The following is a 16,132-nucleotide window of genomic DNA, read 5'->3' as shown; positions in this document are numbered from 1 at the left end:
ATGTCACGGCAGGCGATGGAGAAGGCCAAGGGAGGGCAAAGAGGGCCCCGGACGGGCACCATCCGGCCGGTTCCGAAAGGGGTCCGAAGACCCGTCCGGACGCCGGCCCCGAGGCAGGTGACACGGGGCGAACCGGAACCGTGCCCCCACCTCACATCAGCGGCGTCAGGAAGCGCCGCAGGGCTTCCTCGTACCCCTCGGGGTCGGCGTTCCACATCGCGCCGTGCGGAGCGTTCGGCACCGTGTGCAGCGCGATCAGGTTGGGACGGCGCTCGGCGAGGCGGCGGGAGAGCTGCCAGGGGGCCACCTGGTCGCCCGGGCCGTGGAAGATCAGCGTCGGTACCGTGAGCCCCTCCGGGTCCGTCGCCGCGGCCAGGCGGTCGCCGTACAGACCGGTGCGCCCCTGCGCGGCGCGCACCGCGAGCGGCAGCAGCGGGCCCGGGGTGTGCCGCGCCCGGGCCAGGGCCCGCAGTGTCACCTCCCAGTTGAGCACCGGGGAGTCCAGCACCAGTCCGGAGATCCGCTCGCGCACCGCCGAGCGGGCGGTGGCGCGCAGCGCCATCGTGGCGCCGGTGGACCAGCCGTGCAGAACGATCCGCTCGGCGCCGTACCGCACGGCGTAGCGGATCGCCGCGTCCAGGTCGCGCCACTCGGTCTCGCCGAGGTGGTTCAGGCCGTCCGGCGGACGGGGCGCGCCGAGGTCGCCGCGGTAGGCGAGGGCCAGCACCGGGAAGTGCCGGCGGTGCAGGAACCCCATGATGTTCATGGGGAGTTCGCGGGTGGCGCCCAGGCCGTGCACCGCGATCACCCAGGTCTCGCGGACTCCGGGCACGAACCACGCGGGCAGGGGGCCGAGTTCGCCCGGTATGTCGACGTCGGCGTGCTCGATGCCGAGGGCGGAGCGCGGGTTGCCGACGTGCAGGTTCGGGGTGAGCCACACCTTGTCGCCACGGTGCAGGGCGCCGTGGGTGACGCGCTCCAGCCGGCGTACGACGGTGTCGGGCTGGTGCGGGGCGGTGGGCAGGACGGGGCCGACCACGGCGTGGGAGCCGTTGCCGGCCAGGCCGTAGGTGCCCGGGCGCAGGGAGGCCAGGTCCCGGGTGAGGCTGATCTGCCCGGCGGCCGTGCCGTGCACGCTGAGCCGGGGTTCGGTGGGCAGGGGCCGGCCCGGGAGCGCCTTGAGCGCGGCGTCGCTCGCGAGCCGGCCCGCGGCGACGCTCGCCGCGCCGGCCGCCAGGGCCGCGGTGACGGCCGCGGCCGTCGCTTTGACTGTGGGCACGGCTCCAGTGTCCTGGCGCACCCGGTCACCGGCCAGTGGGACGAAGGGTCGGGGTGACATGTCCGCGCGAGTTCCATGGAGAGCGGCGTTCATTCCGGCGCCGCCCGCACACGGGGCCGGCGCCACCGCACCGTCCGGCGTCGTTCCCGATTCCCGGCCCCGGCTCCCGCCCCTGTCCCTGCCCCTACCCCCGCCCCGGCCCCGGCCCCGGCCCCGGCTGTCCGTACACCCGCAGCCGCTCCCCCGCCTGGGCCAGTTGCTCCGGCGTCAGCAGAGCCGGCGTCAGGCCGGGGACGCCGGACGCCGCCAGCCACACACGGCACATCCACTCCAACTGGGCCGTACGGTCGTAGGCCTGGTCGAGGGTGGCACCGTAGGTGACGGTGCCGTGGTTGCGCAGCAGGCAGCCGGTGCGGCCGTCGAGGGCGCGCAGCATGTTCCGGGCCAGCTCCTCGGTGCCGTACGTGGCGTACGGGGCCACGCGGACGGGCCCGCCGAGGGCGCCGGCCATGTAGTGGATCAGCGGGAGCTCGGTGACGAGGGTCGAGACGGCCGTCGCGTGCACGGCGTGGGTGTGGACGACGGCACCCGCGTCGGTGCTGCGGTAGACCGCGAGGTGCATGGGCAGTTCGCTGGTCGGCACCAGTGTGCCGAGCACCTGCCGGCCGTCCAGGCCGACACCGGTGACGTCGTCGTCCGTGAGCCGGTCGTAGGGGACGCCCGAGGGGGTGACCAGCACGGTGTCGCCCACGCGGACGGACACGTTGCCGGAGGTGCCGACGACCAGTCCGTCGGACACCGTGCGGCGGGCCGCCGCGACCAGCGCCCGCCAGGCGCGGGCCGTCTCTCCGAGTTCGGTCATGTGCCGATCCTGCCAGGACGCCTCCCGCGAGCGACCGCTCTCTCCCCATCGGACCACGGGAACGGACACCCCGATGACCGACTCAGTTCATCTTCTGTTCACCCGGGTTACCTACGTTCAACGCGCCAATGACGCTCGAACGATTGCCTGGGTAAATGGAAAGCTTCTCGCTGATCCTCGCGATAGTGGTGATCACCGCACTCGCGTTCGATTTCACGAACGGTTTCCACGACACCGCAAACGCGATGGCCACGACCATCTCCACCGGTGCACTCAAGCCCAAGGTCGCGGTGGCCATGTCCGCCGTGCTGAACCTGGTGGGCGCCTTCCTCTCCGTGGAGGTCGCCAACACGATCTCCAAGGGTCTCGTCGACGAGAACGGCATCCGTCCCGAAGTCATCTTCGCCGCCCTGGTGGGCGCGATCCTCTGGAACCTGCTGACCTGGCTGGTCGGACTCCCCTCCAGTTCCTCGCACGCCCTCATGGGCGGTCTGATCGGCGCCACCATCGCCTCGGCCGGCTTCAGCGCCGTGCACGGCGGTGTCCTGCTCACCAAGGTCCTCATCCCGGCGGTCGCCGCCCCGGTCGTCGCGGGTCTGGCCGCACTGGTCTCGACCCGGCTGTCGTACGGCATCGGCGGCAAGTCGAATTCGAACGGCAAGGCGGCCGAGAAGGGCCACCGCGCCGGGCAGATCGCCTCCGCGGGCCTGGTCTCGCTGGCCCACGGCACCAACGACGCGCAGAAGACGATGGGCGTCATCACCCTCGCCCTGATCGCCGGCGGCGCCCTCGCCCCCGGCTCCAACCCTCCCACCTGGGTCATCCTCTCCGCGGGCCTGGCCATCGCGCTCGGCACCTACATCGGCGGCTGGCGCATCATCCGCACCATGGGCAAGGGCCTGACCGACCTTCAGCCGCAGCAGGGCTTCGCCGCCCAGACCAGCGCGGCCACCGCCATCCTGGCCTCCTCCCACCTCGGCTTCTCCCTTTCCACCACGCACGTCGTCTCCGGTTCGGTGATGGGCGCGGGCCTGGGCCGCAAGGGCGGCGTGGTCCGCTGGTCCACCGCGAGCCGCATGGCCGTCGCCTGGGCCCTCACGCTGCCCGCCGCGGCCCTGGTCGCGGCCGGCGCGGAGGCCGTGACGCGCCTCGGCGACTGGGGTACCTGGCTCGTCGCCGCGTTCCTCGTGGCCTCCAGCGCCGCGATCTGGAAGATCTCCCGCCGCGAGGTCGTCGACCACACCAACGTCAACGAAACCGAGGAGCCGGCCGGCGTGGTCACCCAGGCCATCGCGGCCGTCACCCCGCCCCCGGCCTCCCCGGTGACCGAGGAACTCACCGCCACGATCCCCGCCCAGGCCTCCGCACCCGCCGCTGATCCCGCGTCCGTGGCGACCCCGCCGGCCGCCACCGTCTGAGCCCGCGCCACAGGCAGAAGGAAGAGAAGCACCATGAAGATCGACTGGGTGGCCCTCGGCTCCGTCTTCGGCGTCAGCCTCGGCGTCACGGTGGGCCTCGTGGCCCTGTTCACCCTCGGCATCGCCGGCCTCTCCCGCCGCGAGCGGGCCGTCGCCGCGGGCCACGGCGGCGGGGCCCTCGCGGTCACCGGCGCCTACGCCTGCTTCGCCGCGTGCGCCGCCGCCGTGGCCTACGGGATCTACCTGATCGTGGCCTAGTTGTATTGCCCCGACAGACAACGTTCGCCCCGTCGCGACGCCCGGCACGCTCCCCCGAGCTCTTCGAGCAGGGGGGACCCCACTCGCCGCACCGGCCGAAAGCCCAAGTACGTCCAGTACGAGGACTTCCGGCCGGCACTCCCCCAAGCTCTTCGAGCAGGGGGTACCCCCAGAGCACGCACCAGACGCCGCTCCTTCACGGGCAAACGTTGCCTGCCGCGGCACTAGTGCTGCGACCGGCGCGGCCCGGACCCCGGCAACCGGGTCCGGGTCCGGGTCCCTCACGTCACCCGCCCTTTCCGGGCCGTCCCCACGACGGCCCGGAAAGGGCGGGTCTTCTGGTTCCCGGCGTCCGCGGTGTGGGCCTCATCTCAGTACCCCTGCGCAGGTCAACGGCAGGTTGACGGGTGTTCGCGGTGCGTGGTGGACTGCCGGAGCCAAGTACGGCGGCAGGAGAGGAAGTCCGGTGCGAATCCGGCGCGGTCCCGCCACTGTGACCGGGGAAGAACTTCCCCGGGAGCCAGGAACTCTCGCCGCCGGTCTCGTCGAACCAGGGCGTGGACACCCTGAGTGAGGACACATATCGCCATGCGCGGCTGCCGACCAAGGTTCACCAGCGTCTGTCCGACCGACCGCACGACCGGCTGACCCGATGGGTGCCGATCGCGACTTCGCGTACGGCGCCGCCGCCGGCCTCCTCGGTGACCTGCTCCTCGGCGATCCGCGCCGCGGGCACCCCGTCGCCGTGTTCGGACGGGCCGCGGGTGCCGTGGAACGCGCGCTGTGGCGGGACCACCGCGGCTGGGGCGCCCTGCACACCGCCGTGTGCGTGGGGGGCGTCGTGTCGTCGGCCGCGCTGGCCGTGTCCGCCGCGCGTTCCTCCCGTACCGCGTCCGTCGCGCTGACCGCCGCCGCCACCTGGGCCGTCGTCGGCGGGACCTCCCTCGCCCGTGAGGCGCGGGAGATCGGGCGCGCGCTGGGGGCCGGGGACGTCGAGGCCGCGCGGGCGCGGCTGCCGCATCTGTGCGGGCGCGACCCGCAGGCGCTGGACGCCGACGGGATCGCCCGGGCCGTCGTCGAGTCCGTCGCCGAGAACACCTCCGACGCGGTGGTGGGCGCGCTGGTGTGGGGCGCCGCCGCCGGTGTGCCGGGCCTGCTCGGCTTCCGCGCGGTCAACACCCTGGACGCCATGGTCGGGCACAAGTCCCCCCGGTACCGCCGCTATGGCTGGGCCTCGGCCCGGCTCGACGACCTCGCCGGATGGCCGGGGGCACGGCTCACCGCCGCCCTGGCGGCCGTCACGGGCGACGACCCGCGCGGTGCCGTACGGGCCTGGCGCTCCGACGCCGGGAAGCATCCGAGCCCCAACGCCGGTCCGGTGGAAGCCGCGTTCGCGGGGGCGCTCGGGGTGCGGCTGGGCGGCACGCTCTCGTACGCCGGGCGCGTTGAGCACCGCCCGGTGCTCAACGGCGCCGGACGCGCCGTCCGGCCGGGTGACATCGAGCGCGCGGTACGGCTCTCCCGCCGCGTGGGCTGGCTCGCGCTCGGCGTGTGCGCGGGCGTACGGCTGCTGAAGAGAGGACGGACGTCATGAGTGGCGGTCTGCTCGTCGCCGGCACCACCTCCGACGCCGGGAAGAGCGTCGTCACGGCCGGGATCTGCCGGTGGCTGGTGCGCCAGGGCGTGAAGGTCGCCCCCTTCAAGGCGCAGAACATGTCCCTCAACTCGTTCGTCACCCGGGAGGGCGCCGAGATCGGGCGGGCGCAGGCCATGCAGGCCCAGGCGTGCCGCATCGAGCCGACCGCGCTGATGAACCCGGTGCTGCTCAAGCCGGGCGGCGAGCAGAGCAGCCAGGTCGTCCTGCTGGGCAAACCGGTGGGCGAGTTGAGCGCGCGCGGCTACCACGGCGGGCGGCAGCAGAAGCTCCTCGGCACCGTGCTGGACTGCCTCGCCGAGCTGCGGAGCACGTACGACGCGGTGATCTGCGAGGGGGCGGGCAGCCCGGCGGAGATCAACCTGCGCCGGACCGACATCGTCAACATGGGGATCGCGCGCGGCGCCCGGCTGCCCGTGCTCGTCGTCGGCGACATCGACCGCGGTGGCGTCTTCGCCTCCTTCTACGGCACGCTCGCGCTGCTGTCGCCGGAGGACCAGGAACTCGTCGCCGGGTTCCTCGTCAACAAGTTCCGCGGGGACGTCTCGCTGCTCGAACCCGGGCTCGACATGCTGCACGCGCTCACCGGCCGGCGTACGTACGGCGTGCTGCCGTTCCGGCACGGGCTCGGCATCGACGAGGAGGACGGGCTGCGGGTCTCGCTACGGGGCGCGGTGCGGGAGTCCACCGTGGCGCCGCCGGTCGGCGAGGACGTGCTGCGGGTCGCCGTCTGCGCCGTGCCGCTGATGTCCAACTTCACCGACGTGGACGCGCTAGCCGCCGAACCGGGCGTCGTGGTGCGGTTCGTGGACCGGCCCGAGGAGCTGACCGACGCCGACCTCGTCGTCGTGCCCGGCACACGCGGCACGGTCAGGGCGCTGGAATGGCTGCGGGAGCGGGGGCTCGCACGGGCTCTGGCGAGCAGGGCCGCCGAGGGGCGGCCGGTGCTGGGCATCTGCGGCGGCTTCCAGATCCTCGGCGAGCACATCGAGGACGACGTGGAGAGCCGCCGCGGGCACGTCGACGGGCTGGGCCTGCTGCCCGTACGGGTCGGGTTCGCCCGCGAGAAGACCCTCACCCGGCCGCGGGGCGAAGCCCTCGGCGAGCGGGTCGAGGGATACGAGATCCACCACGGGGTCGCCGAAGTCACCGGCGGGGAGCCCTTCCTGGACGGCTGCCGGGTCGGGGCCGTCTGGGGCACGCACTGGCACGGCTCGCTGGAATCGGACGGCTTCCGGCGCGCGTTCCTGCGCGAGGTGGCGGCCGCCGCCGGACGCCGTTTCGTGCCGGCGCCCGACACCTCGTTCGCCGCGCTGCGCGAGGAGCAGCTCGACCGGCTCGGCGACCTGATCGAACAGCACGCGGACACGGACGCGCTCTGGCGGCTCATCGAGTCGGGCGCGCCGCAAGGACTGCCTTTCATTCCACCGGGAGCGCCCGCATGAGCACAGTGTTGTTGTTGTCGACCGCCGACACCGATCTGCTCGCCGCCCGAGCCTCGGCCGCCTCCTACCGGATCGGCAACCCGACCCGCGTGGACGTCGGCGAGGAGCTTCCGGGGCTGCTCGACGGCGCGGACGTCGCCGTCGTACGGCTGCTCGGCGGCAAGCGCGCCTGGGAGGACGGGCTCGCCGCACTGAAGGCCTCCGGCGTGCCGACCGTGCTGCTGGGCGGAGAGGCCGTACCGGACGCCGAGTTGATGGCCGAGTCGTCGGTACCGGCCGGAGTCGTGGCGGAGGCGCTGAAGTACCTCGTCGAGGGCGGCCCGGAGAACCTGGCGGAACTCGCCCGGTTCCTCTCCGACACGGTGCTGCTGACCGGCGAGGGCTTCGAGGAGCCGCGGCGGATGCCGGAGTACGGCGTTCACGGCGAACGTGCCCTGGTGGCCGGCCGCCCGACCGTCGGCGTGCTCTTCTACCGCGCCCACGAACTGAGCGGCAACAGCGCGTTCGTCGACACGCTGTGCGACGCGATCGAGGCGCACGGCGCCAACGCCCTTCCCGTCTACTGCGGTTCGCTGCGCGACGCGGACGCCGGGCTGTACGAGATCCTCGGACGCGCCGACGCGCTGGTCGCCACCGTCCTCGCCGCCGGTGGCACGCACGCTTCTCAGGCGTCGGCGGGCGGCGACGAGGAAGCGTGGGACATCGGGGCGCTCGCGGACCTCAACATCCCCGTGCTGCAAGGGCTCTGCCTGACCTCCTCGCGCGCCGCGTGGGACGGGTCCGACGCGGCGCTGTCCCCCATGGACGCGGCCATGCAGGTCGCGATCCCGGAGTTCGACGGGCGGCTGATCACGGTCCCGTTCTCCTTCAAGGAGCAGGGCCCGGACGACGTGCCGGTGTACACGGCCGACCCCGAGCGAGCCGCCCGGGTCGCCGGGATCGCGGTGCGGCACGCGCGGTTGAAGCACAAGGTCAACGCGGAGAAGCGGGTCGCGCTCGTCTTCACGGCGTACCCGACCAAGCACTCGCGGGTCGGCAACGCGGTGGGGCTCGACACCCCGGCGTCGGCGGTACGGGTCCTGGACGCGCTGCGGGACGCGGGCTACGCGGTCGAGGGCTGTCCCGACAACGGCGACGAGCTCATCCACCGCCTCATCGAGGCGGGCGGTCACGACGTGGAGTGGCTGACGGAGGACCAGCTCGCCGCCGCGCCCGCGCGCGTGCCGCTGGCCGACTACCGGGCGTGGTTCGACCGGCTGGACCCGGAGCTGCGGAACGCGATGACGGAGGCGTGGGGCGAGCCGCCGGGCGGCCTGTACGTAGACGGCTGCGACATCGTCCTGGCCTCCCTGCGGTTCGGGAACGTGGTCGTCATGATCCAGCCGCCGCGCGGCTTCGGCGAGAACCCGATCGCGATCTACCACGACCCCGACATGCCGCCGTCCCACCACTACATGGCGGCCTACCGGTGGCTGGAGGCTGCGACATCAGAGGGGGGGTTCGGCGCCGACGCGATCGTGCACATGGGCAAGCACGGCACGATGGAGTGGCTGCCCGGCAAGGGGCTGGGCCTGTCCCGCGGATGCGCGCCGGACGCGGTGCTCGGCGACCTGCCGCTGGTGTACCCGTTCATCGTCAACGACCCCGGCGAGGGAACCCAGGCCAAGCGGCGCGGGCACGCCACGGTCGTCGACCACCTCGTCCCGCCGATGGCGCGCGCGGACACGTACGGCGACCTGGCCAAGCTGGAGCAGCTCCTCGACGAGTACGCGCTCGTCTCCGACCTGGACCCGGCGAAGGCTCCCGCCGTGCGGGCCCAGATCTGGACCCTGGTCAAGGCCGCCGAACTGCACCACGACCTGCGGGTGGACGAGCAGCCGGACGACGACGCGTTCGACGAGTTCGTCATGCACATCGACGGCTATCTGTGCGAGATCAAGGACGTGCAGATCAGGGACGGCCTGCACATCCTCGGCGGCGGCCCGGTCGGCGAGCCGCGGGTGAACCTGGTGCTGGCCGTGCTGCGCGCCTCGCAGGTGTGGGGCGGGCAGGCGAACGCGCTGCCGGGGCTGCGGGCCTGTCTCGCGGAGCACTTCGGCCTGGTGGAGAAGGAGTTGCTGGCCGAGCCGGGCGCTCCGGTGAAGGTGCCGGTGGAGCTGACGGACCTGGTGGAGGGTCCGGCGCGCACGGCCGCGGACGCCATCGACCTGCTGGAGCAGCTCTGCCGGCGGATCGCCGAAGGCATGGAGGAGCGTGGCTGGGCGGCCGACACGGGTCCGGCGCTCGTCCGGGAGGTACTGGGCACCGAACTCCCGGACGCGACGGCCGTGCTGGAGTTCGCCTGCACCGAGGTCGTGCCGCGGCTCGCCCGTACGACGGACGAGATCGGGCACATCCTGCGGGCGCTGGACGGCGGTTACGTCCCCGCGGGACCGTCCGGCTCGCCGACCCGGGGTCTGGTCAACGTGCTGCCGACCGGGCGCAACTTCTACTCGGTCGACCCCAAGGCGATCCCGTCCAGGCTGAGTTGGGAGGTCGGCCAGTCGCTCGCCGACTCGCTGGTGGCCCGCTATCTCCAGGACACCGGCGCGTACCCGAAGTCGGTGGGCCTGACGGTCTGGGGCACGTCCGCGATGCGCACCCAGGGTGACGACATCGCCGAGATCCTGGCGCTGCTGGGCTGCCGCCCGGTGTGGGACGACGCCTCCCGCCGGGTGACCGGCTTCGAGGTGGTCTCCCTGGCGGAGCTGGGCCGGCCGCGCATCGACGTGACGGTCCGCATCTCGGGCTTCTTCCGGGACGCGTTCCCGCACGTCGTCGGGCTGATCGACGACGCGGTACGGGCGGTGGCGGAGCTGGACGAGCCCGCCGAGCGGAACTTCGTGAAGGCCCACGCCGACGAGGACACCGCCGAGCACGGCGACCGGCGCCGCGCCACGGCCCGTGTCTTCGGCTCCAAGCCGGGCGCGTACGGCGCGGGTCTGCTGCCGCTGATCGACGCGCGCAACTGGCGCTCGGACGCGGACCTCGCCGAGGTGTACGCGGTGTGGGGCGGCTACGCCTACGGACGCGGCCTCGACGGGCGCGCGGCGCGCGGGGACATGGAGACGGCGTTCCGGCGGATCGCGGTGGCGGCGAAGAACGTCGACACCCGTGAGCACGACCTGGTCGACGCGGACGACTACTTCCAGTACCACGGCGGCATGGTCGCGATGGTGCGCCACCTGACGGGGACGAGCCCGGAGGCGTACGTCGGGGACTCCGCCGTCCCGGACCAGGTGAAGACCCGCACGCTGGGCGAGGAGACGCACCGGGTCTTCCGCGCCCGGGTGGTCAACCCGCGCTGGATGGCGGCCATGCGCCGGCACGGCTACAAGGGCGCCTTCGAGATGGCGGCGACCGTGGACTACCTGTTCGGCTACGACGCCACGGCGGGCGTGGTCGACGACTGGATGTACGAGAAGCTCAGCGCCGAGTACGTCTTCGACGCCGAGAACCGGGACTTCATGAAGAAGTCCAACCCGTGGGCGCTGCGGGGCATCACCGAGCGGCTGCTGGAGGCGGCCGACCGCGGGCTGTGGGCCGAGCCGGACGCGGAAACGCTGGAGCGGCTGCGGGCCACCTACCTGGAGCTGGAGGGCGACTTGGAGGGCGAGGACAAGTGACCACCCCGTATCCGTTCACGGCTGTCGTCGGACAGGACGACCTGCGGTTGGCGCTGCTGCTGAATGCGGTGTCTCCGCAGGTGGGCGGCGTTCTCGTGCGCGGCGAGAAGGGCACGGCCAAGAGCACCGCCGTACGTGCCCTGTCGGCGCTGATGCCCACGCTGAACGTCGTCTCCGGCTGTCGTTTCTCCTGTGACCCCGGCTCCCCCGATCCCGCCTGCCCGGACGGGCCGCACGAGCCGGGGGCCGGTGCCGAGCGGCCGGCGCGGACGGTCGAGCTGCCCGTGGGGGCCTCCGAGGACCGGCTCGTGGGCGCGCTCGACATCGAGCGGGCGCTCGCCGAGGGCGTGAAGGCGTTCGAGCCGGGCCTGCTCGCCGACGCGCACCGCGGGATCCTCTACGTCGACGAGGTCAACCTTCTGCACGACCACCTCGTGGACCTCCTGCTGGACGCCGCCGCCATGGGCGCCTCCTACGTGGAGCGCGAGGGCGTCTCCGTACGGCACGCTGCGCGCTTCCTGCTCGTCGGGACCATGAACCCGGAGGAGGGCGAGCTGCGGCCGCAGCTCCTCGACCGGTTCGGGCTCACCGTCGAGGTCGCGGCCTCGCGAGAGCCCGACCAGCGGGTGGAGGTCGTGCGCAGGCGGCTCGCCTACGACGACGGCCCCGCCGCCTTCGCCGCACGCTGGGCCGGCGAGGAGGCCGCCGTAAGGGCGCGGATCGTGGCCGCGCGGGAGCTGCTGCCGCAGGTCCGGCTGGGCGATGGCGCGCTGCGGCAGATCGCCGCGACCTGTGCCGCCTTCGAGGTGGACGGCATGCGCGCCGACATCGTCATGGCCCGGACCGCCACCGCGCTGGCCGCCTGGGCCGGGCGGACCGACGTGCTCGCCGAGGACGTGCGGCAGGCCGCGCTGCTGGCCCTCCCCCACCGGCGACGGCGGAATCCGTTCGACGCGCCGGGGCTGGACGAGGACAAGCTCGACGAGACGCTGGAGCAGTTCGGCGATTCCCCGGACGACGACTCCGACCCCGATCCGGACGGGCCGGGCGGGCCGGGCGGGCCGGGCGGAGGCGGCGGGCAGCCACCGCAGGACGGCCCCGAGGGCAACGGGGACACGCCCGCGCAGCCCGAGGCCGGCGACAGCGGTGAGCCGCAGCCCTCCGGTGCCGGCGCCGGTGAGCAGTCCGCCGTACGCGCCTCCGAGCCGTTCCGCACGAAGGTGCTGAGCGTGCCCGGCCTCGGCGAGGGTGCCGCCGGGCGGCGTTCGCGGGCGCGGACCGAGCACGGGCGCACGATCGGGGCACGGCGGCCCCGAGGCACCCTGACCAAGCTGCACCTGGCGGCCACCGTGCAGGCGGCGGCCCCGCACCAGCGGGCACGTGGGCGGTCCGGGCCGGGGCTCGTGGTCCGCCGGGACGATCTGCGGCAGGCGGCCCGCGAGGGGCGTGAGGGGAACCTCGTCCTGTTCGTGGTCGACGCCTCCGGCTCGATGGCCGCGCGGCAGCGGATGAGCGCCGTGAAGGGGGCGGTGCTGTCGCTGCTCCTCGACGCCTATCAGCGGCGGGACAAGGTGGGGCTGGTGACCTTCCGGGGCAAGGACGCGCAGGTCGCGCTGCCGCCCACCTCGTCCGTGGACGCCGCCGCGGCCCGGCTGGAGTCGCTGCCGACGGGCGGGCGCACTCCGCTGGCGGCCGGGCTGCTCAAGGCGCACGAGGTGCTGCGGGTCGAGCGGCTGCGTGATCCCGCGCGGCGGGCGCTCGTCGTGGTCGTGACCGACGGGCGGGCCACCGGTGGTCCGGAGCCGGTGGCCCTGGCCGGGCGCGCGGCGGGGCTGTTCGCGGCCGAGGGGGTCGCGTCGGTGGTCGTGGACTGCGAGTCGGGGCCGGTGCGGCTGGGGCTCGCCGGGCAGCTCGCGGGTGAACTGGGCGGTACGGCCGTGGCGTTGGACGAGCTGCGGGCGGACAGCATCGCCTGTCTTGTCAGGGACGTGCAGGGGACTTCAAGGAGGGCCGCGTAATGCCTCAGGGGCAGCCGAGCGTCGTACCGGAGGACGGGCTGACGACCCGCCAGCGGCGCAACCGTCCGCTGGTCCTCGTGCACACCGGGGTCGGCAAGGGCAAGTCCACCGCCGCCTTCGGGCTGGCGCTGCGCGCCTGGAACCAGGGCTGGCCGATCGGGGTGTTCCAGTTCGTCAAGTCGGCGAAGTGGCGGGTCGGCGAGGAGCGCGCGCTGCGGGTGCTCGGCGACTCCGGCGAGGGCGGGTCTGTCGCGTGGCACAAGATGGGCGAGGGCTGGTCCTGGGTGCAGCGGGACGCACAGGGTGACAACGCGACCAACGAGCAGAAGGCACGTGAGGGCTGGGAGCAGGTCAAGCGGGACCTGGCCGCCGAGACGTACCGGCTGTACGTGCTCGACGAGTTCGCGTATCCGATGCACTGGGGCTGGATCGGCACCGACGAGGTCGTGGACGTGCTGCGGAACCGGCCCGGGACCCAGCATGTGGTGATCACCGGGCGGAACGCACCCGAGGAACTGGTGGACTTCGCCGACCTCGTCACCGACATGTCCAAGGTCAAGCATCCGATGGACGCCGGGCAGAAGGGGCAGAGGGGCATCGAGTGGTGACGTCCCTGTCCGTGCCCCGGCTGGTCGTCGCCGCGCCCTCGTCGGGCAGCGGCAAGACCACCGTCGCCACGGGGCTGATGGCCGCGCTGACCCGGCGGGGCCTTTCGGTGTCCCCGCACAAGGTCGGCCCGGACTACATCGACCCCGGGTATCACGCGCTCGCCACCGGGCGTGCGGGGCGGAACCTGGACGCGTACCTGTGCGGGCCGGAGCTGATCGGGCCGCTGTTCCTGCACGGGGCGCGCGGGTGTGACATCGCCGTCGTCGAGGGCGTGATGGGGCTGTACGACGGGGCCGCCGGGGAAGGTGAACTGGCGTCCACCGCGCAGGTGGCGAAGCTGCTGCGGGCGCCGGTGGTGCTGGTCGTCGACGCGTCGTCGCAGTCCCGGTCGGTGGCGGCGCTGGTGCACGGGTTCGTGACCTGGGATCCGGAGGTGCGGATCGGGGGCGTGATCCTCAACAAGGTGGCCTCCGACCGGCACGAGGCACTGCTGCGCGAGGCGCTGGAATCTGTCGGGGTGCCCGTGCTGGGAGTCCTGCGGCGGGTCGAGCAGGTCGACACGCCCTCTCGTCATCTCGGCCTGGTGCCGGTCGCCGAGCGGCGGGCGGCGGCCGTGGACGCGGTGGCGGCGATGGCGGCGCAGGTCTCCGACGGGTGCGATCTGGAGGCGCTGGTCGCGCTGGCGCGCGGTGCGGGGACGTTGCCGTGTGCGGCCTGGGACGCGGCCGAGGTCCTGCTCTCCGTCGGCGGGGGATCCTCCCGGGAGAGGCCGAGGGTCGCCGTCGCCGGTGGATCCGCCTTCACCTTCTCCTACGCCGAGCACGCTGAGTTGCTGAGTGCCGCCGGGGCCGAGGTCGTGCCCTTCGACCCGCTGCGGGACGAGCGGCTGCCCGAGGGGACTCGCGGACTGGTCGTCGGGGGCGGGTTTCCCGAGGTGTACGCGGCGGAGCTGTCCGCCAACGAGCCCTTGCGCGGGTCCGTCGCCGAGCTCGCGCTCGGCGGCGCTCCCGTCGCCGCCGAGTGTGCGGGGCTGCTGTATCTGTGCCGGGAGCTGGACGGGCAGCCCATGTGCGGGGTGCTGGACGCCTCGGCGCGAATGACCGGGCGGCTCACGCTCGGTTACCGGGACGCCGTGGCCGTGAGCGACAGCGTGCTCGCCGGGGCCGGGGAGCGGATGCGGGGGCACGAGTTCCACCGGACCGTCGTCGAGCCCGGCTGGGGGGCGGGGGCGGCGGCCCCCGCCTGGGGTGTGCGCGTCCCCGAGCGGCGGGTCGAAGGCTTCGTACAGAGGAACGTGCACGCGAGTTATCTGCACACGCACTGGGCCGCCGCGCCCGGTGTCGCCCGTCGGTTCGTCGAGAGGTGCCGGACGTCATGAGCAGCAGGCTGATCGGAGTCGGGGTGGGTCCCGGCGATCCGGAGCTGGTGACCGTCAAGGGCGTCAACGCCCTGCGTGCCGCGGACGTCGTCGTCGTGCCCGTGATGGGCGCGTCCGACGGAACGGACGGCGGGGAGCGGGGGCGTGCCGAGGCGACCGTGCTGCACTACGTGCCCGCGGAGAAGGTCGTCCGGGTGGTGTTCGCGCTGAACGAGCGGTCGGACCGGGCGCGGCGGGAGGCCGCGTGGGACGCGGCCGGGGCGCGGGTCGCCGGGCTGCTCGAGGCCCGCGGCACGGTCGCCTTCGCCACCATCGGCGATCCCAACGTCTATTCGACCTTCACGTATCTCGCGCAGACCGTCGCCGCCCTGGTGCCGGGGACCGTGGTGGAGACGGTGCCCGGGATCACCGCGATGCAGGATCTGGCGGCGCGTTCGGGGGCCGTGCTGACCGAGGGCACCGAGCCGCTGACCCTGGTGCCGGTCACCGCGGGGGCCGCCGTGCTCAAGGAGGCGCTGAGCGGGCCCGGGACCGTCGTGGCGTACAAGTTCGGTCGGCAGGCGCGTGAGGTGGCCGAGGCGCTGCGGGACAGCGGCCGGATCGACGACGCGGTGTGGGGGTCGGCGCTGGGGCTGCCGGAGGAGTCGATCCGGCCGGCGTCGGGGCTGGACGGGGCACCGCTGCCCTACCTCTCGACGCTCATCGCGCCCGCGCGGCGCGAGGGCGGGCGGGGCGGCAAGCTGTGAGCCGTACCCGCACGCGGGGCGACCGGTCACGCCGCCAGGCCGACCGCCACCCAGATGAAGGCCACGCCCGCGACCGTGCACAGCAGGGTCGAGCGGGCCGGGTGCTCGTGGTGGGCCTCGGGGAGGATCTCGGCCGCTGCGAGGTAGAGCAGCGCCCCGCCGAAGAGGCCGAGATAGCCGCCGAGGAACCACCCCGGGATGCTGACGAGCGTGGTCGCGGCGGCGCCGACCATGGGGGCGAGGGCGTCCGCGACGAGCATGGCGACGGCCTTGCGGCGCGCGTTGCCGTACAGGCTGGTGATGGTGAACGTGTTGAAGCCGTCGGCGAAGTCGTGGGCGATGACGGCGACCGCGACCGCGGCGCCCATGCCGTCGTTCACCTGGAAGGCGGCGCCTATGGCCACGCCGTCCATGGCGCTGTGACCGACCATGGCGGCCGCCGCCGTCAGGCCCACCTCGGGGGCGCGGTGGTTGTGCCGCTCGGCGCCGCCGTGCGCGGCCTGCCGCGCGGCCAGCAGGCGTTCCACCAAGTGGGCCACCAGGAACCCGGCCACGAACAGCAGCAGGGCCGCCGGTACGCCGAACACCTCCCGGTCGGCCGCGTGCAGCGCCTCGGGCAGCAGGTCCAGGCCGACCACGCCCAGCATCAGGCCGCCCGCCAGTCCCAGGACCAGGTGGCGGCGGTCGGTCACCCGCTGTGCCGTCCAGCCGCCGGCCAGCGTCATCAGGAACGCGCCGAGCGCGACGAAGACCGCCATGTGCCCTTGCTATCCGATGAAGCCCCGATCGCGCACATCCGG

General features: G+C 73.6%; 12 protein-coding genes and 1 riboswitch. Of the genes, 9 read left to right on the top strand and 3 right to left on the bottom strand.

What is annotated here, in order from left to right; all coding sequences use genetic code 11:
- Positions 1-151 precede the first annotated feature (151 nt).
- Positions 152-1,279, bottom strand: coding sequence for an alpha/beta hydrolase (locus ACWEK3_RS24390; protein ID WP_450545918.1), 1,128 nt, complete (start codon positions 1,277-1,279; stop codon positions 152-154).
- A 184-nt stretch (positions 1,280-1,463) separates the two neighbouring features.
- Positions 1,464-2,141, bottom strand: a complete 678-nt coding sequence (locus tag ACWEK3_RS24385) for a class II aldolase/adducin family protein (RefSeq protein WP_453250596.1) — start codon at positions 2,139-2,141, stop codon at positions 1,464-1,466.
- A 155-nt stretch (positions 2,142-2,296) separates the two neighbouring features.
- Here ACWEK3_RS24385 and ACWEK3_RS24380 point away from each other — a divergent pair, with 155 nt between their 5' ends.
- The 9 genes from ACWEK3_RS24380 to cobI all read left to right on the top strand — a co-directional run bounded on the left by ACWEK3_RS24380 (position 2,297) and on the right by cobI (position 15,332).
- Complete coding sequence (locus tag ACWEK3_RS24380; RefSeq protein ID WP_450545915.1) at positions 2,297-3,559, top strand: anion permease; 1,263 nt, start codon at positions 2,297-2,299, stop codon at positions 3,557-3,559.
- Positions 3,560-3,592: 33 nt separating this feature from the next.
- A complete protein-coding gene (locus ACWEK3_RS24375; RefSeq protein WP_361411246.1) occupies positions 3,593-3,817 on the top strand; it encodes a hypothetical protein in 225 nt (74 codons plus the stop codon).
- Between the two features lie 407 nt (positions 3,818-4,224).
- Positions 4,225-4,369, top strand: a riboswitch (cobalamin riboswitch).
- Positions 4,370-4,469: 100 nt separating this feature from the next.
- Positions 4,470-5,411, top strand: coding sequence for a cobalamin biosynthesis protein (locus ACWEK3_RS24370; RefSeq protein WP_450546321.1), 942 nt, complete (start codon positions 4,470-4,472; stop codon positions 5,409-5,411).
- Positions 5,408-6,916, top strand: a complete 1,509-nt coding sequence (locus ACWEK3_RS24365; protein WP_450546319.1) for a cobyric acid synthase — start codon at positions 5,408-5,410, stop codon at positions 6,914-6,916. The genes ACWEK3_RS24370 and ACWEK3_RS24365 overlap by 4 nt, the downstream gene beginning before the upstream one ends.
- Positions 6,913-10,581, top strand: coding sequence for a cobaltochelatase subunit CobN (gene cobN, locus ACWEK3_RS24360; RefSeq protein WP_453250595.1), 3,669 nt, complete (start codon positions 6,913-6,915; stop codon positions 10,579-10,581). Before ACWEK3_RS24365 ends, cobN begins: the two co-directional genes overlap by 4 nt.
- On the top strand, positions 10,578-12,599 hold the full coding sequence (locus ACWEK3_RS24355) for a putative cobaltochelatase (protein WP_453250594.1): 2,022 nt from the start codon (positions 10,578-10,580) through the stop codon (positions 12,597-12,599). The genes cobN and ACWEK3_RS24355 overlap by 4 nt, the downstream gene beginning before the upstream one ends.
- A complete protein-coding gene (gene cobO / locus ACWEK3_RS24350) occupies positions 12,599-13,207 on the top strand; it encodes a cob(I)yrinic acid a,c-diamide adenosyltransferase (protein ID WP_450546313.1) in 609 nt (202 codons plus the stop codon). Before ACWEK3_RS24355 ends, cobO begins: the two co-directional genes overlap by 1 nt.
- Positions 13,201-14,586 carry a cobyrinate a,c-diamide synthase gene (locus tag ACWEK3_RS24345; RefSeq protein ID WP_450546311.1) on the top strand — a complete coding sequence of 462 codons (1,386 nt, stop codon included), beginning with the start codon at positions 13,201-13,203 and terminating at the stop codon, positions 14,584-14,586. Before cobO ends, ACWEK3_RS24345 begins: the two co-directional genes overlap by 7 nt.
- Complete coding sequence (cobI, locus tag ACWEK3_RS24340; protein ID WP_361411260.1) at positions 14,583-15,332, top strand: precorrin-2 C(20)-methyltransferase; 750 nt, start codon at positions 14,583-14,585, stop codon at positions 15,330-15,332. The genes ACWEK3_RS24345 and cobI overlap by 4 nt, the downstream gene beginning before the upstream one ends.
- Before the next feature lie 26 nt (positions 15,333-15,358).
- Here cobI and ACWEK3_RS24335 read toward each other — a convergent pair whose 3' ends face one another.
- Positions 15,359-16,090, bottom strand: a complete 732-nt coding sequence (locus ACWEK3_RS24335; protein WP_390727672.1) for a ZIP family metal transporter — start codon at positions 16,088-16,090, stop codon at positions 15,359-15,361.
- Positions 16,091-16,132 lie beyond the last annotated feature (42 nt).

It is taken from the genome of Streptomyces sp. NPDC004721 (genome assembly GCF_053601495.1).
The sequence above is the reverse complement of the archived record's forward strand: the minus strand, read 5'-3'. Positions and strand labels throughout refer to the sequence as shown.